The following is a 25,794-nucleotide window of genomic DNA, read 5'->3' as shown; positions in this document are numbered from 1 at the left end:
AACCCGGACCATGTCACTGCCACTTGAGGGGCTGTCCGCGATCGTCACCGGTGCGGGCCGGGGGCTCGGCCGGGCCGAGGCGCTCGAACTCGCCCGGCTCGGCGCCGCCGTCGTCGTCAACGACTTCGGACAGCCCGGACGCGACGGCTCCGGCGCCGCCTCCGCCGCTCCCGCCGAGGAGGTCGCCGCCGAGATCCGCGCGGCGGGCGGCAAGGCGGTCGCCCACACCGGAGACGTCGCCGACTTCCAGCAGGCCGGAGAACTCGTCGGGTCGGCCGTCTCCGAGTTCGGCAAGCTCGACATCCTCGTCAACAACGCCGGCATCCTGCGCGACCGCATGGTGTTCTCGATGACCGAGGGGGAGTGGGACGCCGTCATCCGCGTCCATCTCAAGGGCCACTTCAACACCACGCACTTCGCGGCCGCACACTGGCGGGCACGCGCCAAGGAGGCCGGGGGGCGGGTGTACGGGCGGATCGTGAACACCTCCTCGGAGGCGTTCCTCGCCGGGTCGGCCGGACAGCCCAACTACGCCGCCGCCAAAGGCGGGATCGTCGGGCTCACCACCTCCACGGCCCTCGCCCTCGCCAAGTACGGCGTCACCACCAACGCCATCTGCCCACGCGCCCGCACCCGGATGACCGAGGACGTCTTCGCGGGCTTCGAACTCCCCGAGGACCGCCTCGACCCGCTCGCCCCCGAGCATGTCGCCCCGCTCGTCGGCTACTTGGCCTCCCCGGCGGCCGCCCGCGTCAACGGACAGCTCCTCGTCGTCCACGGCGGCATGGTCGCCGTCGTCGAACGGCCGCGCGTGCAGGCCAAGTTCGACAGCAAGCAGGAGACCTTCACGTACGACGAACTCGACGCGGCGCTCACCCCGCACTTCGCGCAGCGGCCGGAGGGGGAGACGTTCGGCGCGACCGAAGTGCTGGGGCTGAAACGCGCATAGCGCCAATACAGAACGGCCCCGCTCACCACGAAGGTGAACGGGGCCGTGCGTCCTGCGTCCTCAGGCCGCCGACTCGGTCTCCTCGGCCGGCTTGCGGTGCCGGCCGCGAGGGGCCGATTCACCGTCCTGAGCCGAGATCTGACCGCGGTGCCTGCCGTGGCCGGAGGCATCCTGGGAATCGGTGTGCGGCGGCTGAATCGTGCGTGCGTCGCTCATCGGAAGAACTCACCCCGTCAACATGATCTTTCTAACAGCCGGGCGAGTTTAACCGGCACCCCACGGGCCGAATCCAGACGGCCACGCCAACCGGCACTAGTTCGTTACAAGACGTGCCAGAGGCGCTTTCCCGAGCGGCACCGGACGCGGCACCACCGGTTCCACCGGCTCCGGTTCGGCGTCCGCCGCGGGCTCCGGGGGATCCGGCTCCGACGGCCCGCCGGTACCCGAGTCCGACGCCGCGTCCAGCGTCCGCCCGGCGGCCGTCCCGCCCCTGTCCGGATCCCCCGGGCCCGCGTCCCCCGCGGTCCCCCCGTTCCCGATGGCTCTTCCCTCCGTTGCCGGCATCGTCAACTCCGCGACCCCGCACGGCACTTCGTCCGTGGCGTACGGCAGCCGCAGCACCCTGTCCGGCGTCCACAGCCCGCTGCCCGCCAACCAGCCCACGGGCGCCGCGAGATGGTGCACCTGCCGTCCGTCCGGCCGCCACATCCCGACCCAGCTGCCCAACGGCCCGTCGATGCGCAGCGCCACCGCGCAGCTCTCCGGCATCAGCACCTGCCCCGGCTGGATGGCGAACGGCGTCACCGTGCACTCCGGCAGCCGCAGGCTCTCCGGGAAGCGCACCGGCAGCGTGCTGCCGATGACCCCCCAGCCCAACCGTTCCTGCCCCGGCGACGGCGCGTCGGAGGCGATCAGCAGCAGCCCGCTGTCCGGGTCGGCCAGCAGCAGCCGGTCGTCGCTGCCCGCCGCGATCTGGAGCAGCGGCGACACCTCGCCGCCCCGCGCCAGGTCCACCACGATCGCCTTGGTGCAGCCGCCGACCTCCCGGTCCAGGGCCAGCATCCGCCCGGCCCGGTCCAGCCACACCCCGCCCGAACAGCGCCCCGGGATCTCCGCGAGATGCTCCGGGCCGAAGGCGCCCCCCGCCACGAGCCACACCGCCGTCGTCCGCCGGCCCACGGCGAGGGCGTACGCCTTCTCCCCGTCCGGGGCCGGCGGCAGCAGCCGCAGCCGGGTCCCCTCGTCCGGGCACTCGACCGCGCCGAGCAGCAGTTCGCCGGTGCCGGGGCCGGTCGGGTAGAGCAGCGAGAAGTTGTGCCGCCCGTCCGCGAACCGCCGGATCAGAACTCGCCCGTCGGCCATCGGCTGCACCTCGGTGCCCGGCTCCTCCGGCTGGTTGCCGGGCAGCGGCACCGCGTACGGCTCCGGGCCGTCCATCGTCCAGCGCTCCGGGAACCAGGAGTCGCCGTCACGCGTGAGGCGGGCGGCATACGCGCCGTCCGCGGTGATCACGCAGCCAGCCTGCGGCGTACCGTCCTCGTCCGCCGCCGTGGGCTCGATCGCACAGGCCGTCATCGTTCGGTCACCTCCGGCCACGAAGCTAGTTTTCGCACGCACGGACGTGGGAGCAGGCGATGACCGCTTCACACAAAGGGGTGGCCCAGGAACGATTCGCCTGAGGAAACGGAGGTGGGTGTGCTGGGCGGGGCCAAGGAGAGCCACACCGGTACAAGGGCACAGAACAGCCAGGTAGCCTTTTGTGCGTGCCCCGTCTGTCTGAAGTCATCGCCGCGCTGGAGACCCTGTGGCCCGCCGAGCGGGCCGAGTCCTGGGACGCGGTCGGCACCGTCGTGGGCGACCCCGACCAGGAGGTCACGCGGGTCCTGTTCGCCGTCGACCCGGTCCAGGAGATCGTCGACGAGGCCGTGAAGCTGGAAGCCGACCTGCTGGTCACCCACCACCCGCTCTATCTGCGCGGTACGACGACGGTCGCGGCGACCCACTTCAAGGGCCGGGTCGTCCACACCCTCATCAAGAACGACATCGCGCTGCACGTGGCCCACACCAACGCGGACACCGCCGACCCGGGTGTCTCCGACGCCCTCGCCGGCGCCCTGGATCTCCGTGTCGTACGACCCCTAGTGCCGGACCCGGCCGACCCGAGCGGCCGCCGGGGCCTCGGCCGGATCTGCGAGCTGGACCACCCGCTGACCGTGCGCGAGCTGGCCGCACGCACCGCCGAACGCCTCCCCGCCACCGCGCAGGGCATCCGCGTCGCCGGCGACCCCGAGGCCGTCGTCCGCACGGTCGCCGTCAGCGGTGGCTCCGGCGACAGTCTGTTCGACGTCGTACGCGCCGCCGGCGTGGACGCCTTCCTCACCGCCGACCTGCGCCACCACCCCGCCTCCGAGGCGCGGGCCCACAGTCCTCTCGCGCTGCTCGACGCGGCGCACTGGGCCACCGAATGGCCCTGGTGCGAGCTGGGCGCCGCCCAGCTCGACGAGATCTCCGACCGGGAGGGATGGGACCTCAGGGTCCACGTCTCCCGCACGGTCACCGACCCCTGGACCGCCCACGCGGCGTCCACCACGCCTACCGACCTGGGAGCCCCCAACTGAACGCCGCGCCCGCCGACCAGATTCGTCTTCTCGACGTCCAGGCCCTGGACGTCCGCCTGCAGCAGCTCGCCCACAAGCGGAGGTCGCTGCCCGAGCACGCCGAGATCGAGTCGCTGACCAAGGACGCGACCCAGCTGCGCGACCTCCTCGTCGCCGCGCAGACCGAGGAGAGCGACACCGCCCGCGAGCAGACCAAGGCCGAGCAGGACGTCGACCAGGTCCGCCAGCGTGCCGCCCGCGACCAGCAGCGCCTGGACTCCGGCGCGGTCACGTCCCCGAAGGACCTGGAGAACCTCCAGCGCGAGATCGCCTCCCTCGCCAAGCGCCAGGGCGACCTGGAGGACATCGTCCTGGAGGTCATGGAGCGCCGTGAGTCCGCCCAGGAGCGGGTCGCCGAGCTGACCGAGCGGGTCGGCGCGGTCCAGGGCAAGATCGACGACGCGACGGCCCGCCGGGAGGCCGCGTACGAGGGCATCGACGGTGAGGTCGCCACGGTCACCAAGGAGCGCGAGGTCATCGCCGGCACCATCCCCGCGGACCTGCTCAAGCTCTACGACAAGCTGCGCGAGCAGCAGGGCGGCATCGGTGCGGCGAAGCTGTACCAGCGCACCTGCCAGGGCTGCCGCCAGGAGCTGGCGATCACGGACATCAACGAGATCCGCGCGGCGGCGCCCGACACGGTCGTCCGCTGCGAGAACTGCCGCCGCATCCTGGTGCGCACGGCCGAGTCGGGTCTGTAAGGGGCTTACGCGGTGCGGGAGTTCATCGTCGAGGCGGACGGCGGGTCGCGGGGCAACCCCGGCCCGGCCGGGTACGGCTCGGTCGTCATCGACCCGGCGACGGGCGAGACGCTGGCGGAACGGGCCGAGTACATCGGGGTCGCGACCAACAACGTCGCCGAGTACCGGGGGTTGGTGGCGGGCCTGCGCGCGGCGCACGACCTGGACCCCTCCGCCTCCGTCCACGTCCGCATGGACTCCAAGCTCGTCGTCGAGCAGATGTCGGGCCGCTGGAAGATCAAGCACCCGGACATGAAGCCGCTGGCGATGGAGGCGGCACGGGTGTTCCCGCCGGATCGGGTGACGTACGAGTGGATCCCGCGCGAGCGGAACAAGCATGCGGATCGGTTGGCGAACGAGGCGATGGACGCCGGGGCGCGGGGGGAGCAGTGGTCGGCGTCGAGTTCGGTGGCGGAGTTGCAGGCGAGGGCGGCCGCGTCCGCCGGCTCCGTCGCGTCCGCCGTGCCTGAGGCGTCCGGCCCGCCGGGAGACGCGGCGGCGGGGGCGGCGCGAGTTCGGGCGGCGCTGGGGGTTGCCTCTGCCACGACGGCTTCGGCGTCCTCTGCGGCTGCCTCTTCTTCGTCCCGCCGCGGAGCGGCGGAGTCTTCGGGCGGCGGAGCCGCTAAAGCCGACGCTGATGTCCGTGCCGCTCAGAGCGTCGCCGGCTCCGGCTGGGCCCCGGCGGACATGGGAGCGCCGGCGACCTTCGTGCTGTTGCGGCACGGGGAGACGCCGTTGACTCCGCAGAAGCGGTTCTCGGGGAGCGGGGGGACCGACCCGTCGCTGTCCGAGGTGGGTCAGGAGCAGGCGCGGCTGGTCGGGGAGGCGCTGGCCCGGCGTGGCACCGTACAGGAGATCCTGGCGTCGCCTCTCGCCCGTACCCGGCAGACCGCGGCCGCCGTGGCCGAGCGCCTCGGGCTCGACGTGACCGTCGAGGACGGCCTGCGGGAGACCGACTTCGGGGCGTGGGAGGGGCTGACCTTCGGTGAGGTGCGGGAGCGGTACCCCGACGACCTGAACCGCTGGCTCGCCGACCCCGACGCCGAACCCACCGGCGGCGGCGAGAGCTTCGCGGCGACGGCCACCCGTATCGCCGCCACCCGCGACAAGCTGATCGCGACGTACGCGGGCCGAACCGTCCTGCTCGTCACGCACGTCACACCGATCAAGACGTTCGTACGCCTCGCCCTGGGCGCCCCGCCGGAGTCCCTGTTCCGCATGGAACTCAGCGCGGCCTCCCTGTCCGCGGTGGCGTACTACGCAGACGGCAACGCCAGCGTCCGCCTCTTCAACGACACGTCCCACCTGCGTCCCTGAGCCCGGCGGCCTCCCGGGCCAGCTCCTCGACCCGCGCCCAGTCCCGCGCGGCGATCGCGTCCGCGGGGAGCATCCAAGTCCCGCCCACGCAGCCGACGTTGGGCAGGGAGAGATAGTCGGGAGCGTTCGCCGGGCCGATCCCGCCCGTCGGGCAGAACCGCGCCTGCGGCAACGGCCCCGCGAGCGACTTCAGATACGCCGTCCCGCCGGCAGCCTGCGCCGGGAAGAACTTCATCTCCCGCACCCCGCGCTCAAGCAGCGCGACGACTTCGGAAGCCGTGGACACCCCCGGCAGGAACGGCACCCCGGACGCCCGCATGGCGTCGAGGAGTACGTCCGTCCACCCCGGGCTGACCAGAAACCGCGCCCCGGCCCGAACACACTCGGTCACCTGATCCGGCGTCACGACCGTCCCCGCGCCGACCACCGCGTCCGGCACCCCGTCGGCGATCGCCCGGATCGCCTCCAACGCGGCCGGCGTCCGCAGGGTCACCTCGATCGCCGGCAGCCCTCCCGCCACCAGCGCCCGCGCCAGCGGCACGGCATCGGAGGCCTCCTCGATGACGACGACGGGCACGACGGGGGCGAGATCCAGCACGCTCATGGCCTCATCGTGCCCAGGAGGAGCGACGTGTGCAACGAGCGTTGCGGAGGGTGCAATGGCTGGGTTGCCGTGCTAGTGGATCTCGTCCACCAGCACATCCAGCGTCCACGCCTTCCCGGCCCCCTTGGGCGGCTCGACCTCGACGACGTACCCGAGGTCCCGCAGCGCCTCCACCAGCTCGGCGGGCCCCGTCGGCGCGATGCCCGCCGACAGCAGACTCCGTACGATCCGCCCCTTGGTCGCCTTGTTGAAGTGGCTGACCACCTTCCGCGTAGGCGCGTGCAGCACCCGCACACTCGCGGTCCGCCCGGCCACCTCCCCCTTGGGCTTCCACGCGGCGGCGTACGCGGAGGACCGCAGGTCAAGCACGAGCCCGGCCCCCGCCGCCTCCGGCATGACGTCCGCCATGGGCCCCCGCCAGTGCGCGCCCAGCGCCCCCAGCCCCGGCAGCTTCACACCCATGGAGCACCGGTACGAGGGGATCTTGTCGCCGACCCCGACGGCCCCCCACAACCCGGAGAACACGAGCAACTGCCGCCCGGCCCGCCGCTTCGCCGCAGTGTCGAGGGAGGCGAGGCCGAGCGCGTCGTACAGCACACCGGTGTAGATCTCCCCGGCGGGCCGCGCCCCGGCGCTCAGCAGCTCGGTGTTCTTCCCGACCTCACCCCGCAGCCCCTCGCTGAGCCCGAGCACCTCGCGGGCCTTCTCCTCATCCCCCGCACACAGCTCGACGAGCTCCGCGAGCACGGCGGACCGCGCCTCGGTCAGCCCCGGCAGCGACAAGGACTCCAGCTTCACGGGGGCGCCACGACCGGAGGAGGCCTTGCCTTCGGACGGCGGCAGCAGGACAAGCACGGGTGGGATCTCCTTCACGTCTGGCTTCGCCATAGCGTACGGCGTGCCACCCCGCGCCCCCCGCTCTACGCTCGCTGGTATGCCCCGCCGCCACATCAGCGTGACCGGCGCCCCCGAAGCCCCTCTCCGGGCCGCCCTCACCGCACTGCGCACGGAACTCGGCGTACCGGACGCCTATCCGCCCGAGGCGCTGGCCGACGCCGAGCGTCCCCCCGTACTCCCGACGTACGACGCCACCGACATCCCCCTCTTCACCATCGACCCGCCCACGTCCACCGACCTCGACCAGGCGATGCACCTCTCCCGCCGGGGCACCGGCTACCGCGTCCGGTACGCCATCGCCGACGTCGCCGCGTTCGTCGTACCAGGATCGACCCTCGACGAGGAGACCCACCGGCGGGTGATGACCCTCTACTTCCCCGACGAGAAGGTCCCTCTGCACCCGCCCGTGCTGAGCGAGGGCGCGGCCAGCCTGCTCCCGGACCGGACCCGCCCGGCGGCCCTGTGGACGATCGACCTGGACGCGGAGGGCCGGACGGTGGCGGTGGATGTGCGCCGCGCACTGGTCCGCAGCCGCGCGAAGCTCGACTACGAGGGCGTGCAGAAGGAGATCGGCGGGGGTACGGCGGAGGAGCCACTGGCGCTGCTGAAGGTGATCGGCCGGCTGCGGGAGGAGTTGGAGGTGGCCCAGGGCGGCATCTCCCTGAACGTCCCCGAGCAGGAGATCGTCGAGCGGGACGGGGGGTACGAGCTGACGTACCGCGCGCCGCTCCCCGCGGACGCCTGGAACGCCCAGATCTCCCTCCTGACGGGAATGGCGGCGGCGGATCTGATGCTCGCGCACGGCACGGGCGTACTCCGCACGCTCCCCGCCGCCCCCGACGGCGCGGTCGGCCGCCTGCGCCGCACGGCCCACGCCCTGCACATCGACTGGCCGCACCACGTCTCGTACGCGGCGCTAGTACGTTCGCTCGACCCCCATGCCCCGCACCACGCGGCGTTCTTGCAGGAGTGCACGACGCTGCTGCGGGGCGCGGGTTACACGGTGTTCCAGGACGGGGTTCTTCCTTCGATCACCACACACTCGGCGGTGGCGGCCCCGTACGCCCACTGCACGGCCCCTTTGCGCCGCCTGGCCGACCGGTACGCGTCGGAGATCTGCCTGGCGGCGGTGGCGGGGGAGGCGCCGCCGGAGTGGGTGCAGGCGGCGTTGGAGTCGCTCCCGCACGAGATGGCCGAGGGCGGCCGGCGGGCGGGCGCGGTGGAACGGGCCTGCGTCGACATCGTCGAGGCGGCGCTGCTGAAGGAGCGGGTGGGGGAGGTGTTCGACGGGTGCGTGGTGGAGGTGGAGGAGCGGAGGCCGTCGGTGGGGGTGGTGCAGTTGGAGTCCCCGGCGGTGATCGGGCGCATCGACGGTGACGATCTCCCCCTGGGCGAGCGTCTGCGCGTCAGGCTGGTGCAGGCCGATCCGGGAGCGGCGAAGGTGCGGTTCGCGCCTGCGTGATCGCGCTGATGAGGGGGGCGGGGGCGTCGGCGTGGAAGCGGACGACTCGGACGTGCCGTTGGCGGCCGAGTGGGGTGAAGTGGGTTATGGGGTGGGTGAGTTCGAGGGTGACGGTGGTCTGTGCGCCCACGGGGACGTCGAGTTCGCCGTCGGCGCGTTCGTGAGTGGTGCGCAGTTCGCGGCGTACGGTCGCGATGTGCTCGACCGGTATGCGCAGATCGACGTGCACGCCGTGGCGGACGCGCAGCAGGCCGGGGCCGAGCACGTGCGGCCGTACGACGGAGGCGGCGTGCACCCCGACGACGAACACGATGGTGTACACGTCGAGCACGAACACCACGTGGTGCACGGTCGGATGGTCCCGCAGCAGCACGGACATGGTCAGCGTCTCCACGCAACACACAAAGGCGAACCCGAACATCACCGCGCCCTGCCCCCGCGCATACCCGAACGCCCGCCCGCCGTCGACCCCGTGCGTGCGCCGCGCCGCCCACAGCGCCAGGCTGGCGAGCAGCCGCAGCTCATGGCGCACGAGGACCCACGCAGCCGTCCTCCCGGCCGTCCTCTCGGCCATCCTCACGACGGCTCCTCGGCCTCGGTGAGGATCTGCATCGCGAGGCGGAGGACTTCCGCCTGGGCGGGGGCGAGGTCCGCGTAGAAGGCGCGCATGAAGCTGTTGTCCGCGTCGATCCCCGTCCGGGGGACGAGCTCGCGGGGCATGCAGCCGGCGAGGGTGCGGGCGGCCTCCGCCACGCGCGGGTCGGCCGGGTCGGCTTCGGCGAGGTCGTCGAGCAGGGCGTACGCCTCGAGTGCCCGCGCAATCCCCTCGGGGGAGCCGAGGGCGCCGCGCAGCAGGTCCACGAGCCGCTCCCGGTCCTCCACGGCCGTCATGGTGTCGATCAGCGCGAGCATCTCGCGGTCCTTGACGGCCATGGGGGAGTCGGCCCCGACATGAGCCAAGTCCCCGAACAGCGAGGCCAGTTCCGGCGAGACGGGCCCCTCGACGATCAGCCCGCCCTCCGCCTCCAGCAGCGCCCGCAGCCACGCCCGCCGCTCCCGGATCGCGGCCTCCTGCCGGGCCAGGTCCTCGTCGAGCTCGGTGAGCACCTCGACGAGATCCTTCCCGGCGTCCTCGGCGAGCACGTCCCGCACCTCCGCGAGCCCCATCCCCAACTCGGTCAGCCGCCGGATACGGGCGAGGACGACGGCGTGCCGCAGGGTGTAGTCCCGATAGCCGTTGGAGAGCCGCTCGGGCTCGGGCAACAGCCCCTGATGGTGGTAGTGCCGCACGGTCCGCGTGGTGACGCCGACGGCGGCGGCGAGTTCTCCGATTCGCATGGGAGCAGTAGAGACGCTGACGTCGCGGCAGGGTCAAGGGGCAGGGTCAAGGGCCGGGGCCGGGGCCGATGTTGGTCACTAACGGGTGATCTTCGACGGTTCGGTCCTGGCGCTAGGTGAAGGGCTGTTGTCTGGTGGCCGTGGCACTGGATCCGATCACGCAGAAGATCTTGTTGGACTGGTTCGTTGACTTGGAAACCCCGGAAGGGCTCAGGGCGGAGCTCATCGAGGGGGAACTCGTGGTGACGCCGTTGCCCGATGGGCACCACGAGCACTGCATCAGCCTGATCGTGGAACAGCTGTACCGGCGCTCTTCGGCAGATGTGCAGTTCTCTGCGAACAAGGGGCTGAAGTTGCGCAGCGCGGACGGCTGCCCCGAGGACCACGTGATTCCGGATGGGACGTTCGTCCCCAGAGAGTCGCGCCTGTTCCGCGGTGCTGACTCCTGGATGCCCTGCAAGGGTGTAGCCATGGTCTTGGAGGTGACGTCCAGCAGGCCGGAGGCCGATCGCGAGGCCAAGCCCCGTTGCTACGCCCGTGGTGGCATCCCTCTGTACCTGCTGGTCGACCGTGAGGCCTCGTCGATCACGCTCTTCAGCGCCCCGGAGAAGGACGACTACCGCGAGCAGTGCACCAGGCCTTTCGGTAAAGCGCTGGCACTCCCCGCACCCTTCTCCTTCGACCTGGAGACAGCGGACTTTCTCTGACCACCCCGGCGTTGCACCCTGAGAACGACGGAGGACAGGGGGCGCGGCGTGGAACAGGCACTGTGGACTCGGGCGAGGCTGGGCCGCTGCGGCCCCCGCCTGGACCTCCTCACGGCCCGCTTCGACAAGCACGTCTACGCCCCGCACGCCCACGACGAGTTCACGGTCGGTGTGTGCGTGGGCGGCTCGGAGATCATCGACTACAGGGGCGGCCACATCCGCACGGGCCCGGGCAGCATCGTCGTACTGGCACCCGGAGAGGTGCACACGGGAGGACCGGGAACCACGACGGACGGTTACGCGTACCGGGCCCTGTACGCGGCGACGCCCCTGCTGGCCGACGGCACCTGCGGCTTCCCGCACTTCCGTGAGCCCCTGATAGACGACCCGGAGCTGGCTGCCGCCCTCCGCCTGACGCACACGGAACTCAGCGCCTGCCCCGACCCCCTGGAGGCGGAGTCGCGACTGCCATGGCTCCTGACGGCACTGGCCCGCCGCCACTCGACGGCACGGGCGACGGACGACGTGGTGCCGGGCGGTGCCGGCATCGCGTTGCTCGTACGGGACCGCCTGGCGGACGAACTGCTGGCCCCTCCCTCCCTGGCGACGCTGGCCGAGGACGTGGGCCTGTCCCGCTACCAACTCCTACGGGCCTTCCGCACGACGATGGGCTTGCCCCCGTACGCCTGGCTGGCCCAGTACCGGGTCCACCGCGCCCGGACCCTGCTGGAAGCGGGCCTGCGCCCGGCGGAGGCGGCGGCAGCGGTGGGCTTCGCGGACCAGGCGCATCTGACCCGCTGGTTCCGGCGGGTGCTGGGGGTGACGCCGGCGGCGTACCGCAACAGCGTTCAAGACGGACGCTGACCGACGGGGCCAGCATGGCGGTATGACTGCACGCGGCTGGTTCCTGTTCTCCCTGATGGGAGTGGTGTGGGGGATCCCCTACCTGATGATCAAGGTGGCGGTGGAGGCCCCGCTGTCCCCGTCGTTCGTGGTGTTCACGCGATGTGCGCTGGGGGCGGTGCTGCTGCTGCCGTTCGCGGCGCGGGGTCTGGGGCGGACGATCCGGTCGTTTTGGAAGCCGCTGCTGGCCTTCGCGTGCATAGAGATCATCGGCCCGTGGTTCACGCTGACGGACGCGGAGAGGCACCTGTCGAGCTCGACGGCGGGACTGCTGATAGCCGGGGTGCCGATCGTGGGCGTGGCGCTGGCTCGCTTCTTCGGGGCCACGGAGCGGCTGGGGGCGCGCAGGGTGACGGGGCTGGGATTGGGCCTGGGCGGGGTCGGAGTCCTGACGGTGCCGCATCTGACCGGGGGAGACGCGCGGTCGATGGCGGAGGTGCTGGTGACGGTGGTGGGATACGCGACGGCGCCACTGATAGCGGCGCGCTATCTGCGGGCTGTCCCGTCCCTCCAGCTCACGGCGTCGTGCCTGGCGCTGGCGGCGGTGGTGTACGCACCGGCGGCGGGGCTGACGTGGCCCTCGTCCATGCCTTCCGCCTCGGTTCTGCTGGCGCTGGCGGGCCTGGGAGTGATCTGCACGGCGGTCGCCTTCGTGGCCTTCCTGGAGCTGATCAAGGAGGTGGGCCCGACGCGGTCGACGGTGATCACGTACGTGAACCCGGCGGTTGCGGTGGCGGCGGGCGCGCTGTTCCTGGGGGAGGAGCTGACGGCGGGGGTGGGCGTGGCCTTCGTCCTGATCCTGGCGGGCTCGGTGCTGGCGACGGCGGCCGGTCCTGCGAGGAGTGGGGGGCCGGTAACATGGTCGACACGGCAGACGAGCCGGGCGGACGGCCGCGTGGAGTCCCCTTGACGGGGGCTTCCCGAGGAACGTCCGGGCTCCACAGGGCAGGGTGGTGGCTAACGGCCACCCGGGGTGACCCGCGGGACAGTGCCACAGAAAACAAACCGCCTGGCGCTTCGGTGCCGGGTAAGGGTGAAACGGTGGTGTAAGAGACCACCAGTGCTCAGGGTGACCTGGGCAGCTAGGTAAACCCCACCTGGAGCAAGGTCAAAAGGGAGCGCCTTGGCGCTCCTGCGGGAACGTTCGAGGGCTGCCCGCCCGAGTTCCCGGGTAGACCGCACGAGGCCGGCGGCAACGCCGGCCCTAGATGGATGGCCGTCTCCCCGGTCGCCGTGAGGTGGCCGGGTGACAGAACCCGGCGTATAGCCCGACTCGTCTGCTTGTACGGCCCTGGCCTGGAGGTTTCCCCAAGGCAGGGCCGTTTCTCGTAGTGGTGGGTGTGCCGCCCGGCTGACCTGGGGTGTCCCCGGGATTCCTGCATGTTTGTGGCAACGGGACACCGGGACGGCGGTGTGGACCGTGCTCCGAATCAGAGGAAGTGAAGCTGGCGGTGATTATGCCGCTGACGTAAAAGCCGGCCTCGCCGGGCGCTTCTCCGTGGACTCCGGGATGCCGATCACCTCCACGCTGATGCCGGCCTGCTCCAGGGCCCGTGCGGTCTGGGCGAGGGTGATCTGGGAGAAGGGGAACAGGGTCTCCGGCGTCAATGTCGCGCCGTTGCCCAGCTTGATGGCGAAGACCACGCGGCGCGGGACGAAGTCCGCGGGCAGGAAGAAGCCGTCCTTGCCCTTGTCCTTGGCCTCTGCGGCAACACGCTCGGTGAACTGCCGGCGTACCTCCGCGTCCTGCAGGAGCAGCTGGATGGCGACGATGCTCTGGTTGAACAGGTGGCTGAGCGGTCCGGAACCGCCGTGAGCGGGCTTGACCAGGATCAGGGTGCCGTCCTTGGCGAGCAGGTCGCAGACCTCGAAGTGACTCGAATTGGTGCCGACGGGGTTGCGCGCGTTCTTGCGGTCCATGCAGAGCAGCTGGTGGGTGTCGGGGACGCTCTCGTTGTACTGGCGCTCGGTCTGCCCCTTGTACCAGCTGGGTAGATCCACCGAGGGGTGCGGCGGGAAGAGCCTGGCGATGGTCGCGCGGATCGCTTCGACGAAACGCGCGCCGAGCTCGTACCACTCGCCGTCGGTGAAGCAGAACCGGCGGGATCCGACGGAGATCTGGGCCTCGATCCAGCGCAGAGCGGAAGTCGTGAACAGGTGCTCCTGGCCACCGCCCTTGGGATAGAGGTAACCGGTCACCGTGCCCGCGCGCACGGCGTCCAGGCGCGTCCCCTGGCGATGTACGCGGGCGCGGCCCAGGAGATAGGCCAGGTCGAAGTCGTCATGGTGGCCGGGCTCGCTGCTGTCGATCCTGATGTGGAACATCCGAGCTGCCTGGTACGGCTGCCAGAGTTCCATGGGGACGGCGGAGACGATCCGACCGTCGGCCGGCTCACCGAGGGCAGCGTCCAGGGCCACTTCGAGGAGTTCGAGAGTTGCGGCGTCCTTGACCGGCGTGATGTGTTCGACGAACTCCAGCTCCGGCTGCGGCTTCTCGTCCCGCAGAACGCGTCCGATCTCGCGGAGGTCGGCGATCAGGTCCTCGCGCTCGACGCCGAGGGGGATACGCAGCCCCGCGCCTCCGTCCGCACCGAACTGCTCCACGCGGCCGAGGTGGGAACGAGTGAGCTTGAGATCCTTGAGGTAGGCGCCAAGCCGGTCGACGTGCTGAGCATGCTCGCGGACGGCGAAACTGAGCACCGGCTTCCCTGCGGGCGTCAGCGCGATGTCGGTGCGTGCCTCGCCGATGGTGCGGGATACAAGCCCCCGCAACTGGTAGGGATCGCCCGCACGCAGCACGAACGCGAGCCCGAACCGCTTGTTGACGTAGCTGTCCTCCAGCATCCGGTACCCCATGTCGGCGCCGAGCGCGTACACCATGCCGTCGACGGCGAGCAGATGCAGGGCGGCGGGTCGACTGGAGGAGATGGCGAAGGACTCTCCGTACCCGCTGGAGAAGACATCACCCCAGCCCACCTGCTCCCTGTCGTGGGGGACGACGACCGCGATCTGCTGAATCGGCTCCTCCGGCGCAGAGACCCTCAGTACAGCGTGCGGGGTGTTCAGGTACTTCGGGTTTACGGCCTCCAGCATGGCCTCGACGGTCGGGGAGACGCCAGGGAGCTGGTAGACGGTGCGGGGGCAGGTGCGAAGGGCCATGAGTGCCTCCATGCGGCAGGGGAGCGCGATGTGTGCGGGGTGGGGTAACAGGGGCGTGCCTTACGTGTGACCGAGTGGTGGTGCTTGCGGCATTGAGAGACGTCGGTGCGCCCCCCCTGGCTGACGGGCCTCGGCGGAAGACCGGGGCCTGACGCATACAAAGTGACAGACAGACGGTCGAAAGCATCCGCGAAAGCCTGATAACCGGGGTTATCAAGTACCTAGGTGCCTTGGTTTCAGATCGGCGATAGAGTCTGCGATGCCTGCAGATGAGCTGGCGACGTGAGGACGTACGAGCCAAGCGTGATCCACCTGCGGAGAGGAGCGAGACCAGGTGCCCACTGAGCACGAGGCGACGACTCCCATCCTGCCGGACCAGGTGTCCTGGCGGATCACGTACACGGAAATCGGGACATTGGCCCGGGTCCAACGTCCCGTCGTCACCACCTGGGCCCGCCGGTACCCCGACTTTCCCGCGCCGGTGGAGCACGATGGCACCCGCCCGCTCTTCGATGGTCATGCCGTCGTCCGATGGCTCCTGGACACCGGACGAGGCAATGTCGACGCTCGCTACCTACGCAGCGAGCTCGCCCTCCATACCCTCGCCGCATGGAGCGAACGGCTACCGGGAACGGCCCTTGTCGACACTCTGACGTCCCTGATCTGCTTGCGCCGTCATGATGACGTGCCGCTTTCCGCCGACGGCTGGTCCGAGCTGGTTGAGCGCGCCCGCTACTTCGACGAGGAAGATGCCTTCTTCGCCCGAGAGATTGACGCGGCCGCCCAATCCGGGGAGCAGCTCGACGGCCTCAGGGCCGTGGCTGACGAACTGATCGAGACCGCGTACTCGCCGGCAGAACCGTTCAACTGGATCCTTGACGCACGCCGCCGCCTGGGCGCCCATCACCTGGCGGAGGATTCCGTCACCCCGGCCATGACCCAGTGCATCGCCCGACTCTCCGGCATCGAGGAGATGGCTAACGGGCGTGTCATCGGTATCCCTTATGTGCGGGCCGGCGACCTCCTGACGGCCCTGCGAGACAAGGACGTCACCGACACAGGACACCTCTACCAGGCCTGTGACCCGGACCCGTCCCTAGTACGCCTGGTCCGGCGCCGGGCCCTGGTCCACGACATCGCGGAGTACGAACTCGACATCCGTGAGGGCAACGAGCTACCCACCGAAACCTTCGACGCACCCGACCTCATCACTGCCGTGCTCCCCTACGAGGCGGGCGAGGACCGAGATCCGCTGGTTGCGCTGGAGCGCATAGAGGCCCTGACCGACCTCCTCGCGGACGGCCGCACGGCAGTGGTCCTCGGCCCCGCCGATGCCCTCGCCCAAGCACTGCCCCCGCGAGGCGAGGCGGACCGGCTGCGCCGCTCCCTGCTCACCTCCGGTTTGGTGAAGGTCGTCGTCAACCTCCCCGGTGGGGTCGTGCCCTACCGGCCCGCCTACCGCACCGCCCTGTGGGTGCTGCACCGCACCCCGCAGGAGCAGCGACGAGGCCGCGTCCTTCTCATCGACCTCTCTGCGCAGGACCTCACCCAGCGCACCCTCGACGCGCTGTGCGAGGACGTCCACATCTGGCGCACGGCTAACTGGGTCGACGACGGCCGCCACGAACCGCGTCACGGCGTCATCCTGCCGATCCAGGTTCTGGATGACCGGCCGGGTATCGCCTTCACTCCCCAACACCGTTCCCACGCCAGCCGCTACATCAGCGCGGTGATCGACCGCCCCGCGCTGATCTCCGAACTCGAAGTACGCCTGAGCCGGCTCACTGACGCCGCGCACCGCCAGCACGACCAACGCCCGGAACTGCGCACCCATGCGGCACTCCGTCCTTCCGACCGGCCCATACGGCGCACCACGGTCACCCGTCTCATCAAGGAACGCCGCCTGCGTAAACTGCCGGGTCACCGCATCGGCACCGAGCACCTTGGACCCGAGGGCCGTTACGACGTCCTCAGCCCTGACGAGGTCACCGGTACCGTCCCGGTCGGCACACACCGCATCGACCGCGCGGTGCTGATGACGGCGTACGAGCACGCGCAGTTCACCGAGCCTGGTGATGTGGTCATCACCGGCACCCCCCGATTCGGGGTTTACGTGGACGAGGAGGGCCTGTCTGTCGTCGCGTATCCCGCCCGTGTCCTACGTGTCCGCCCTGACGCCGAACAGCCGCTCCGCCCACGCGTGTTGGCTGCCCTGCTTCGCGCGGCGGCGGCCGAACACCGCCGCTCCAGTGGAGCTGTCCGAGCTGCCCGACGTATTGAGGACATGACGATTCCGGACCTGGAGCCCGATGAAGCCGCCCGCTGCGAAGCCCTGCTTGTCGAGATCGCCCAGCGTGCCGCACTCCTGCGTGACCAGGCCGCGGCGCTTGAGGACTTGAGCCGTCTGACGACCGCCGGTCTCACGGACGGCACCCTCACGATCCTCGCCCCCGACTTTCCGAGCCACGCACTCTGACACCTGAAGGAGCCCTGCACCTTATGCCTCCGGCTAAGAAGAAGCCCGCCCCGCAAGGGGAGTTGTTCTCCGCGTCCACGCCCAAGGAGATCCAAGACATCCTCTGGAAGGCCGCCGATAAACTGCGCGGCTCCATGGACGCCGCCCAGTACAAGGAGTTCGTCCTCGGCTTGATCTTCCTCAAGTACATCTCGGATGCCTTCGACGAGCGCCGTGAAGCCCTCGCCAAGGAGCTCGCGGACGAGGGGATCGAGGAGGAGCGCCAGGCCGAACTTCTCGAAGACAAGGACGAGTACACCGGCGAACACGTCTTCTGGGTCCCCGAGACCGCCCGCTGGGGCTGGATCGCGGCGAACGCCAAGGCCAACGGCGTCGGCCTCCTCTTGAACGAGGCCATGGACGCGATCATGCGCGAGAACGCCTCGCTCACAGGCGTCCTCCCGAAGATCTTCAACAGCGACAACGTCGACCAGAAGCGCCTGGCCGAACTCGTCGACCTGATCAGCGACGCCCGCTTCGGTGGCAGCGGAGACAAGCCCGCCCAGGATGTGCTCGGCGAGGTGTACGAGTACTTCCTCGGTAACTTCGCCCGCGCAGAGGGCAAGCGCGGTGGCGAGTTCTACACGCCGCGGTCCGTCGTCCAACTCTTGGTGGAGGTTCTGGAGCCGTACGAGGGCCGGGTGTATGACCCGGCGTGCGGATCGGGCGGCATGTTCGTTCAGGCCGGCAAGTTCATCGAGGTGCACCGGGGGCGCGACCACAAGTCCGACATCGCGGTCTATGGTCAGGAACTCAACGAACGCACCTGGCGCCTGGCCAAGATGAACCTCGCCATCCACGGCATCGACGGCAACCTCGCCGCCCGCTGGGGCGACACCTTCGCCGAGGACAAGCACCCGGACCTCAAGGCCGATTACGTCATGGCCAACCCGCCCTTCAACATCAAGGACTGGGCGCGCAAGGAGTCCGATGCCCGTTGGAAGTACGGCGTCCCCCCGAAGAACAACGCCAACTACGCCTGGCTCCAGCACATCGTCGGCAAGCTCGGCGAGAACGGCTCGGCGGGCGTGGTTCTGGCCAACGGCTCGATGGGCAGTCAGCAGAGCGGCGAGGGCGAGATCCGTAAGGCGCTCGTCGAGGCGGACCTGGTGGCGTGCATGATCGCGCTGCCGTCGCAGCTGTTCCGGACGACACAGATTCCGGCGTGCTTGTGGTTCCTGTCGCGCAACAAGTCGCCCCAGGGAGCGAAGCGCCTTGACGATCGGCGCGGTGAGATCCTCTTCATCGACGCGCGTGCGATGGGGGAGATGGTCGACCGCACGGAGCGAGTGCTGACGGAGGCCGACCTCGCGAAGATCGCGGGCACGTATCACGCGTGGCGGGGGACGAAGTCGGCTCGCGAGGAGGGGCTTTCGTACGCGGATGAGCCTGGGTTCAGTTTCACGGCTGACCTGAAGACGGTGCGCGAGCACGGGTATGTGCTGACGCCGGGGCGGTACGTGGGTGCCGTTGAGGCGGAGGAAGAGGACGCAGAGGTGGTCGCGAGGAAGATCGCGCGGCTGACGGGGGAGCTATACGAGCTCTTCGACAAGAGCGACGAGCTAGCGAAGGCGGTTCGCGAGCAGCTGGGCAGGGCCGGATGACTACTTTGATGCTGGCAGACCTCTGCGATCTGATCGTGGACTGCAAGAACCGTACTCCTCCTGAGGTTGGACCTGGCGAAGAAGCGGTGGGCTTCTCCATCGGAACGCCGCACATCGTGAACGGGCGTATTCGGCTGGACGACGCCAAGGCGGTGAGCCAGGAAACCTTCGATATCTGGACGGCAAGAGCAGTGCCCCAGCTGAACGACCTTGTTTTGACGCGAGAGGCACCTGTCGGCCGTGTCGGGCGGATCGAAGCAGGGATGAAGGTGTGCCTTGGGCAGCGCACCATGCTCCTGCGTCCGAACATCAATGTGGCCGACCCCAGGTTCTTGCACTACTTCCTACTTGGCTCAGAGGTTCAGAACCTGTTGCTCGGGCAGGCGTCTGGCTCGACGGTTTCTCACTTGCGTGTGGCCCAGGTCCGAGATCTCAAGATTCCTGCCGTCCCCGAGGTAGCCGAACAGAGGAGGATCGGCGCTGTGCTCGGGGCGCTGGACGACAAGATCGCCATCAACGAGCGCATCGCGGCTACCGTGATGGAGTTGGCGGAGAACCATTTCCGTCAGGTGGCACTCGAAGCTGATCGCACAGTGGCAATGGGCGAGTTGGTTGAACTCAAGTATGGAAAGTCCCTCCCTGCGACCCGGCGAGTCCCTGGACGTGTGAACGTGTTTGGCAGCGGAGGCGTCAGTGGAACTCATAACAATCATCTCGTCACGGGTCCAGGCGTGATCGTGGGGCGCAAGGGGACTGTTGGCGCCGTGTATTGGTCGGAGAGTGATTTTTACCCGATTGACACTACCTTCTACGCAGTGCCAAAGCAGGGCGAGATGACCATGGAGTACGTCTACTTTGCGCTACGTAATATGGGTCTGGAGGAGATGAATTCGGATTCTGCAGTGCCAGGGCTTAATCGGGATCGCGCCTATTCCGTCCCAATGAAAGTTCCCGGCAGCAATCGGGTTCGCGAGTTCACTTCGGGAGCACGCACGCTTTTTGCTGTGCACCATGCTCGGCAGGAAGAGTCCCGCGCCCTAGCTGCTCTCCGTGACACCCTCCTCCCCCAACTCATGTCCGGCCGCCTGCGCGTCAAAGACGCCGAGAAGATCGTGGAGGACCAGGTATGACGAACGACGGTCACGACGACCGCGGCTACGGCACATACGACTCCCGCTCCGCCGAGAACCTCCCGAGCACCAACTACCGCCCCCTGGAAGCCGACTGGGAGCACCTCGCCCTTGACGAGCTCGTCGAACTCGACTGGCCGAAGGCCGAGGGCAACGAACTTGCCCCGGGTTCCGGTCACCGCGCCTCCTGGGACGACCTCGTCCTCAACACCGATCTCCGCGACGCGATCGAGCGGCTGAACCCCGACCTCCCCCCGGACGCCGTCCGCGACGCCCTCGCCACCGCCGCGACCCCCGCCTCGCAGGACGCGTACGAGGAGAACCGGACCGCGCACGGCTTCCTGACCGCTGGCATCCGTTCCGTCACCTACACCGACTCCTTCGGCGCGGAACACAATCCCACCGTCCGCATCATCGACCTCACCGACTCCGACGCGAACACCTACCGCGCCGTCCGCCAGGTCATGGTGATCGACGGCGAAAAGAACCGTCGCTTCGACCTCGTCCTGTACGTCAACGGCCTTCCCCTCGCCGTGATCGAGCTGAAGCGCGCCGGCGACGAGAGCGCCACCCTCGAAGGTGCGCACGCGCAGATCAGCCGCTACGTGGAGGAGTTCCCGACGGCGTTCCGCTACAACGCGCTGGTGCTGCTGTCCGATGGGATAACCGCCAAGTACGGCACCCCATTCACGCCGTACGAGCACTTCGCCCCGTGGAACACCGACGAGTTCGGCGCCCGCGTGGACCCTCTCCGAGGCGAGGGCATCGTCGACTCGGCTCAGAATCTCGCCCTGCACGGCCTGTTCACGCAGCCGCGATTCCTCTCCCTCATCGGTAGCTTCATCAACTTCGTACCTTCGAGGAAGATGAAGCGCATCGCCAAGCCGCACCAGTACTTCGCCGTCACCCGCGCCGTCGACAAGGTGCGGCAGGCCGCGGCCAGCGACGGCAAGGCAGGCGTGGTCTGGCACACGCAGGGTTCGGGTAAGTCCGAGGAGATGGTGCTCACCAGCAACCTCGTCTCCCGCGACCCGGCACTGCAAAACCCGACCATCATCATCATCACCGATCGCAACGACCTCGACGACCAGCTCTACGGCACCTTCCTGGAGAGTGAGGTCCTGCCGGAGAAGCCCCAACAGGTTCTCACCCGCGCCCAGTTGCGCGAGGAGCTGGCCGCCAAGCGCACCGGCGGCATCCTCTTCACGACCCTGCAGAAGTTCGGCAAGACCAAGGAGGAGAAGGAGTCGGGCACCGATCACCCGCTGCTCTCCGACCGCCGCAACATCATCGTCATCGTCGACGAGGCCCACCGCAGCCACTACGACAACCTCGACGGCTACGCCCGTCACCTGCGCGATGCACTTCCGCACGCGACGCTGCTCGCATTCACCGGAACCCCGATCTCCGAGTCCGACCGCGACACCCGTGAGGTCTTCGGCGACTACATCGACGTATACGACCTGAAGCGGGCCGCCGACGACGGCGCGACCGTGAAGGTCTACCACGAGAGCCGCGTGGTGCAGCTCGTCCTCGACCGGGATGTCGACCCGACGTCCATCGACGCGGAAGCCGACCGGATCACTGACGGTCTCGACGACTCCGAGCGCTCCCGTATCGAGCAGGCCGTGACCACCATGAACGCCATGTACGGTGCCCCGGCCCGGATACGGGATCTCACCCGGGACCTGGTTGAGCACTGGGAGGCGCGGCGCACACGGATGCAGCCGTTCGTCGGTGCCTCCGAGAGTGGCGGTGCACCCGGCAAGGCGATGATCGTGTGTGCCACCCGCGACATCTGTGTCCAGGTCTACGACGAATTGCGCACGCTGCGCCCCGAGTGGCACAGCGACGACATCGACAAGGGCGCGATGAAGATCGTGTTCTCGTTCAACAGCCGTCAGGACAAGGATCACCTCAAGCCCCACGCCCTGCGCGACAGTCAGCGCAAGGCCGTCATCAACCGGGCCAAGGACCCTGACGACGAGCTGGAGCTGCTCATCGTGCACAGCATGCTCCTGACCGGATTTGACGCACCGCCGATCCACACCATGTACCTGGACCGGCCGCTGAAGGGGGCCAACCTGATGCAGGCCCTCGCCCGCGTCAACCGACGCTACAGGATGAAGGAGGATGGCCTCCTCGTCGGCTACGCCCCGCTCACCGAGAACCTGCAGCGGGCCATCGCCGAGTACTCGGAGTCCGACCAGAAGGACCGCACCCTCGGCCAGGACATTGATCGGGCCCTGGAAGAACTGCGCAACGAGTACAACATCCTCGACGAGATGCTCCACGGCTGGGACTGGCGGGAGCGGCTCGCCCGGCCCACCCGGACGGCATTCATTGACGCTGCTCTGGGCACCGCGAACTACCTGCGCAGTCCGCAGACCCCGGGCAACAATCCCGAGCTACTCGACAACCCGGAGGAGACCCTCGCCCGTCGCTTCCGCAACCACGCACATCGCCTTGAACGCTTCTTCGCGCTCGCCGGCTCGTCTGCGGACGTCTGGGTGTGCTTCGAGGACCAGCCGTACTGGAAGCGGGACATCCAGTTCTTCGTCGAGGTCCGGGCGTACATGGCGAAGCTCGACGCCATGGAGCGTGAAGCGCGGGGTCTGCCGATTTCTCGGGACGTACAGCTATACCTCGCCCAGCTGACCTCCGCGGTCGTCGAGACTGGAGGTGTGACGGACCTCTTCGCCGAAGCCGGCCTGGAGACGGCAGACTTGACCTACCTCAACGACGCTCTCGTCGCCAAGCTGCAGGGAAGCGAGACCCCGCACCTGGCCGCGGAGGCCTTGCGTCGTCTCGTCGAGCAGAAGATGCGCGAGGTCACCCGACACAACATTGTCCGCCAGACGGCGTTCTCCGACCGCCTGCAGGACCTGATGGTGCGCTACATGCGCCAGCAGCTCACCAGCGCCGAAATCATCGCCAAGTTGGTCGAGATGGCCAAGGAAATCGCGAACGACGTTAGGCGAGGTGAACAGTTCACGCCCGCCCTCGACAACAACGAACTCGCCTTCTATGACGCCGTGGCTGACCTCGGCAGTGCCCGCGAGCTCATGGGTGACGAGACCCTCGCGGAGATCGCCCGCGAGCTCGTCGTGCAGATTCGACAGCAGCTCAAGCCGGACTGGATATCCCGTGAACCCGTCCGCGCCAAGCTCCGCACCACGATCAAGCGTCTCCTCGCCCGCCGCGGCTACCCGCCGAAGCAGGCCCCGGCAGCCATCGAGCTCGTGCTGAAGCAGATGGAACACTTCGCCAAGGAGTGGTCCACGGACGGCACCGCCGTGCGCTGAACGACCGCTAGTCCAGGGCCTTTCATCCAGGAGAGGCCCTGAACCGGCTGCCTCGCCTACACCTCGGAAAATGCGACCTCGCGGGCGAGGCCATTGTAGGGCGCTAGCAGACCGGTCCTCCTGTCCGCCCAGAACACGAACGCTCCCGCCCGGTTAGCGAACTCCGCTGCGGGACGTGTCATCCCGCCCGTTCGGAGCAGCACCATCAGTCGCTTCTTTGCGATAGAGGCATCCGCATACAGCTGCTTGACATCCGCGAGGCCAAGCGGCCTGGAACGCGCCGTCGAGGCGATGTACAGAGTCTCCGACGCCAGCGATGCGGATTCGGCGTCGGCCTCGGTCGTCACGTCCGTGAAACCCAAAGCGAGGAGTTCCCTCATGGTGACCTGCTGCGCCTGCTGTGGACTCAGAGGCTCGCTTCGGTCGCGGTCTGCCGCCATGCGCGGCCGATCGCCTTTACGTGCGGGCGAGTTGACCACGTTTTTGGGTGGTCTGTCCCATATCGCGGGCTCGATGACATGATGCAGCCTGCCGAGGACTTGGTCATCATCGGCGTAACCGGGAAAGCTCCCAGCCTCCTTGTCGAGTAGCCAGTGGAGATCAATGCGCCACTGCACATCCAGTTCCGGTTCGTGTACATCCGCGAGCCAGCCGATCTCCTTCTTGCGGGAGATCCGCACCGAGTGGTGTCCGACCTTGAACTCAACGAAGTCCCCCTCATGCTCTCGAAAGGGGAAAGCCTCGACACCATCCGCTGTCTGCGTTGCACGGATCCGATTACCGGACACGACGAGTCGGACGTCGAACGAACTCTCAGCCAGGGTGTCAGCCAGCCTGATGATCGACGTCTGCCTGTCCGGCTCATCCCATCGCCACGGACTGGCCTCTACACGATGCTCCTCGAAGGCCCGGACACGCTCCCGCACTGCGTCGGCCAGCACATCGGGGCTCGTTAAGGCGTCCCACATCCGAGGCAGCCCCGTGTCGTCGGGGCCGACGATCAACCAGAAAGGATAGAAGTCGCGCGGGCGGGCGAATCGTGTCAGCCAGAGCAAGACTCTGCGGTCGTCGGGAAGCCGGACGGAGAGCATCGTTGGCAGTGCACTCAACGGCGAGTGCATCTCGATGCGATCGCTCAACTCGGGATGTCGTAGGCGCAGCGCGGCCTCGGCGCGTTGGTACGCGACGAGGTGTCCCATTCCTGAAGACTCGCTGCTCCACGGATACCGTTCCAGATCCATCTGTCAATCCCCTCGCAGCATGGAGACGGTCTGTGCGGCCAGTCCCTCGGCGAGGGTGGCTCGGTAGTCGCGTTCGTAGCCGAGCGCGCTCTTGAACCCACACGGCCTCTGTAGCCGCCCGGTGTTCGGCGGTCCAGGCAGCAAAGCTGATGCGGGCCTCGGTGCGGGTGGGAAGGTGTGGCGGTGGACGTACTCGCCCGTCAGGACGCGGTTTAGCTGGAGGGCTGAGGGTTTTCGGAGGGCGGGAGGGGGTTGACGACGAACGACCCCCGGGCACGCACGGTCACCACAAGGCCTCTGTCCCGCAGGATGTCCAGAGCACGGCGGACGGTACCCGGGCCGACTTTGTACTCATGCGTCATGGTCAGTTCTCCCGGTAGGCGGGTGCCGGGTAGGTACTTGCCGGAACGGATCTTCTGCTCGATGATCGCGGCCAGCTGTTCGTACACGTACTGCGGTGAGTCGGGGCTGATCTTGTCCACCTTTTGACCGTAGACCGCCACTCTCTACCACGCATTACCTACCACTACTACTAACCACTACCTACCACTACGGTCATCAGAGTAGGGTTCGGAGGGAACAAAACGCCCCGGCGGGAAGGGTGAGAGCTTCCACGTCGGGGCTGTGCCGACTGACAAGGAGTCGACCTATGCGTAGCCTACTGGCCGCGATCCTGAGTCATTTGCTGCCTCCAGGTGGAGTGCATCGTGCCACCGCAACGCTGATGTCCCTTGCCGAGGGACTACCTGCCGCCGTCCCCAAGATCACGTCCACGCATCGGCCGTACGCGGCGGACGTAATCCACGTCGACAGCCTGCCTATCGTCCGCCCGTACCTCGCCGTATGGGAACGCGAGCGGGACGAACGAGACCACAGGCACCTCCAGCGCGAGCGCCGCCGAGCAGCGGTCCTCGCGACCCTCGGTCAGGACTACATCCCGGTGGAGGCCGCATGAGCGCGAGGCGTCTCCGCAGCATCGGTGTCGATCCCGCCACCGGCAAGGAGGCATTCGTGGTCGCGCAGCCCGGCGGTTTCCTTGAGGAGCTGGCCGACGCGTACGCACTCAAGGCCGCCGCAGTCCTGGTGACGGTCGTCGGCGCCGTACTCGAGGGAGGCAAGGCGTCGGACGTCGAACTCGCCGCCTTCGTACCGTCGTTGCACGCGGCGCTCGAAGAATGCGTCGGAATCATGGCGGCCGACAGAGCGTGACCGTGTAGGCGTCTGGCCGCGGCGCCAGTGACCGGGTGCGACCTTGTTGGCGAAGGC

The 25,794-nt window shown here is 68.7% G+C and carries 22 protein-coding genes, 1 other RNA gene and 1 pseudogene; 15 read left to right on the top strand and 9 right to left on the bottom strand.

Going from position 1 to position 25,794, the window contains the following annotated elements:
* Positions 1–10: 10 nt before the first annotated feature.
* A complete protein-coding gene (locus CRP56_RS12785; protein ID WP_097263387.1) occupies positions 11–949 on the top strand; it encodes a 3-oxoacyl-ACP reductase in 939 nt (312 codons plus the stop codon).
* Between the two features lie 60 nt (positions 950–1,009).
* On the opposite strand, the gene CRP56_RS47555 is transcribed toward CRP56_RS12785, so the two are convergent.
* Positions 1,010–1,165 carry a hypothetical protein gene (locus CRP56_RS47555; protein WP_097263385.1) on the bottom strand — a complete coding sequence of 52 codons (156 nt, stop codon included), beginning with the start codon at positions 1,163–1,165 and terminating at the stop codon, positions 1,010–1,012.
* A gap of 96 nt (positions 1,166–1,261) precedes the next feature.
* Positions 1,262–2,524, bottom strand: a complete 1,263-nt coding sequence (locus CRP56_RS12775; RefSeq protein ID WP_097263383.1) for a hypothetical protein — start codon at positions 2,522–2,524, stop codon at positions 1,262–1,264.
* A 188-nt stretch (positions 2,525–2,712) separates the two neighbouring features.
* Here CRP56_RS12775 and CRP56_RS12770 point away from each other — a divergent pair, with 188 nt between their 5' ends.
* From CRP56_RS12770 to CRP56_RS12760, 3 genes are read left to right on the top strand one after another with little or no spacing between them, the layout of a single operon-like run.
* Positions 2,713–3,567 (top strand): Nif3-like dinuclear metal center hexameric protein, encoded by an 855-nt coding sequence (locus tag CRP56_RS12770; RefSeq protein WP_097263381.1) that lies wholly within the window; start codon positions 2,713–2,715, stop codon positions 3,565–3,567.
* Positions 3,564–4,307, top strand: a complete 744-nt coding sequence (locus tag CRP56_RS12765; RefSeq protein WP_079306548.1) for a zinc ribbon domain-containing protein — start codon at positions 3,564–3,566, stop codon at positions 4,305–4,307. The genes CRP56_RS12770 and CRP56_RS12765 overlap by 4 nt, the downstream gene beginning before the upstream one ends.
* Before the next feature lie 12 nt (positions 4,308–4,319).
* Entirely contained in the window at positions 4,320–5,663 is a 1,344-nt protein-coding gene (locus CRP56_RS12760) for a bifunctional RNase H/acid phosphatase (RefSeq protein ID WP_097263380.1), read from the top strand.
* On the opposite strand, the gene eda is transcribed toward CRP56_RS12760, so the two are convergent.
* Complete coding sequence (gene eda / locus CRP56_RS12755) at positions 5,635–6,267, bottom strand: bifunctional 4-hydroxy-2-oxoglutarate aldolase/2-dehydro-3-deoxy-phosphogluconate aldolase (protein WP_097263378.1); 633 nt, start codon at positions 6,265–6,267, stop codon at positions 5,635–5,637. The two genes, CRP56_RS12760 and eda, sit on opposite strands and share 29 nt — an antisense overlap.
* Positions 6,268–6,339: 72 nt before the next feature.
* A complete protein-coding gene (gene yaaA, locus CRP56_RS12750) occupies positions 6,340–7,122 on the bottom strand; it encodes a peroxide stress protein YaaA (RefSeq protein WP_097263376.1) in 783 nt (260 codons plus the stop codon).
* A 79-nt stretch (positions 7,123–7,201) separates the two neighbouring features.
* On the opposite strand from yaaA, the gene CRP56_RS12745 reads away from it, so the two are divergent.
* Complete coding sequence (locus tag CRP56_RS12745; RefSeq protein WP_097263374.1) at positions 7,202–8,626, top strand: RNB domain-containing ribonuclease; 1,425 nt, start codon at positions 7,202–7,204, stop codon at positions 8,624–8,626.
* On the opposite strand, the gene CRP56_RS12740 is transcribed toward CRP56_RS12745, so the two are convergent.
* Together CRP56_RS12740 and CRP56_RS12735 are read right to left on the bottom strand one after the other, a co-directional pair.
* Positions 8,571–9,200 carry a hypothetical protein gene (locus tag CRP56_RS12740; RefSeq protein ID WP_097263372.1) on the bottom strand — a complete coding sequence of 210 codons (630 nt, stop codon included), beginning with the start codon at positions 9,198–9,200 and terminating at the stop codon, positions 8,571–8,573. The two genes, CRP56_RS12745 and CRP56_RS12740, sit on opposite strands and share 56 nt — an antisense overlap.
* A 2-nt stretch (positions 9,201–9,202) precedes the next feature.
* Positions 9,203–9,964 carry a MerR family transcriptional regulator gene (locus CRP56_RS12735; protein ID WP_097263370.1) on the bottom strand — a complete coding sequence of 254 codons (762 nt, stop codon included), beginning with the start codon at positions 9,962–9,964 and terminating at the stop codon, positions 9,203–9,205.
* 131 nt (positions 9,965–10,095) lie between these two features.
* Between CRP56_RS12735 and CRP56_RS12730 the strand changes: the two genes are divergently transcribed.
* The 4 genes and pseudogenes from CRP56_RS12730 (at position 10,096) to rnpB (ending at position 12,854) form a co-directional block, all read left to right on the top strand.
* Positions 10,096–10,671, top strand: a complete 576-nt coding sequence (locus CRP56_RS12730; RefSeq protein WP_097273987.1) for a Uma2 family endonuclease — start codon at positions 10,096–10,098, stop codon at positions 10,669–10,671.
* A 48-nt stretch (positions 10,672–10,719) separates the two neighbouring features.
* Complete coding sequence (locus CRP56_RS12725) at positions 10,720–11,535, top strand: helix-turn-helix domain-containing protein (RefSeq protein ID WP_097263368.1); 816 nt, start codon at positions 10,720–10,722, stop codon at positions 11,533–11,535.
* A 22-nt stretch (positions 11,536–11,557) separates the two neighbouring features.
* Positions 11,558–12,382, top strand: a pseudogene (locus tag CRP56_RS49280) (DMT family transporter); the annotation flags it as partial.
* Positions 12,383–12,449: 67 nt separating this feature from the next.
* An RNA gene (gene rnpB / locus CRP56_RS12715) (RNase P RNA component class A) lies at positions 12,450–12,854 on the top strand.
* Positions 12,855–13,029: 175 nt separating this feature from the next.
* Here rnpB and CRP56_RS12710 read toward each other — a convergent pair.
* Entirely contained in the window at positions 13,030–14,733 is a 1,704-nt protein-coding gene (locus CRP56_RS12710; RefSeq protein ID WP_179851000.1) for a DUF6119 family protein, read from the bottom strand.
* A gap of 685 nt (positions 14,734–15,418) precedes the next feature.
* Between CRP56_RS12710 and CRP56_RS12705 the strand changes: the two genes are divergently transcribed.
* The 4 genes from CRP56_RS12705 to CRP56_RS12690 are packed head-to-tail and all read left to right on the top strand — an operon-like array spanning position 15,419 to position 23,287.
* A complete protein-coding gene (locus CRP56_RS12705) occupies positions 15,419–17,209 on the top strand; it encodes an SAM-dependent methyltransferase (protein ID WP_257040760.1) in 1,791 nt (596 codons plus the stop codon).
* Positions 17,210–17,232: 23 nt separating this feature from the next.
* On the top strand, positions 17,233–18,852 hold the full coding sequence (locus tag CRP56_RS12700; RefSeq protein ID WP_097263362.1) for a class I SAM-dependent DNA methyltransferase: 1,620 nt from the start codon (positions 17,233–17,235) through the stop codon (positions 18,850–18,852).
* Between the two features lie 8 nt (positions 18,853–18,860).
* Complete coding sequence (locus CRP56_RS12695; RefSeq protein ID WP_218877970.1) at positions 18,861–19,982, top strand: restriction endonuclease subunit S; 1,122 nt, start codon at positions 18,861–18,863, stop codon at positions 19,980–19,982.
* Complete coding sequence (locus tag CRP56_RS12690; RefSeq protein ID WP_097263358.1) at positions 19,979–23,287, top strand: type I restriction endonuclease subunit R; 3,309 nt, start codon at positions 19,979–19,981, stop codon at positions 23,285–23,287. The genes CRP56_RS12695 and CRP56_RS12690 overlap by 4 nt, the downstream gene beginning before the upstream one ends.
* Positions 23,288–23,343: 56 nt before the next feature.
* Here the strand turns inward: CRP56_RS12690 and CRP56_RS12685 are convergent, their stop codons facing one another.
* A complete protein-coding gene (locus tag CRP56_RS12685) occupies positions 23,344–24,528 on the bottom strand; it encodes a hypothetical protein (RefSeq protein ID WP_143664900.1) in 1,185 nt (394 codons plus the stop codon).
* Between the two features lie 212 nt (positions 24,529–24,740).
* Positions 24,741–25,010, bottom strand: coding sequence for a GntR family transcriptional regulator (locus tag CRP56_RS12680; RefSeq protein ID WP_097273985.1), 270 nt, complete (start codon positions 25,008–25,010; stop codon positions 24,741–24,743).
* 242 nt (positions 25,011–25,252) lie between these two features.
* Here CRP56_RS12680 and CRP56_RS12675 point away from each other — a divergent pair, with 242 nt between their 5' ends.
* Both CRP56_RS12675 and CRP56_RS12670 read left to right on the top strand, forming a co-directional pair.
* Positions 25,253–25,483, top strand: a complete 231-nt coding sequence (locus CRP56_RS12675; protein ID WP_257040759.1) for a hypothetical protein — start codon at positions 25,253–25,255, stop codon at positions 25,481–25,483.
* Complete coding sequence (locus tag CRP56_RS12670; protein WP_097263351.1) at positions 25,480–25,737, top strand: hypothetical protein; 258 nt, start codon at positions 25,480–25,482, stop codon at positions 25,735–25,737. Before CRP56_RS12675 ends, CRP56_RS12670 begins: the two co-directional genes overlap by 4 nt.
* The last annotated feature ends 57 nt before the right edge of the window (positions 25,738–25,794 follow it).

Source organism: Streptomyces sp. TLI_55 (genome assembly GCF_900206255.1).
GTDB lineage: Bacteria > Actinomycetota > Actinomycetes > Streptomycetales > Streptomycetaceae > Streptomyces > Streptomyces aquilus.
Note: the sequence above shows the minus strand (reverse complement) of the source record. Positions and strands in the feature narration are given on the sequence as shown.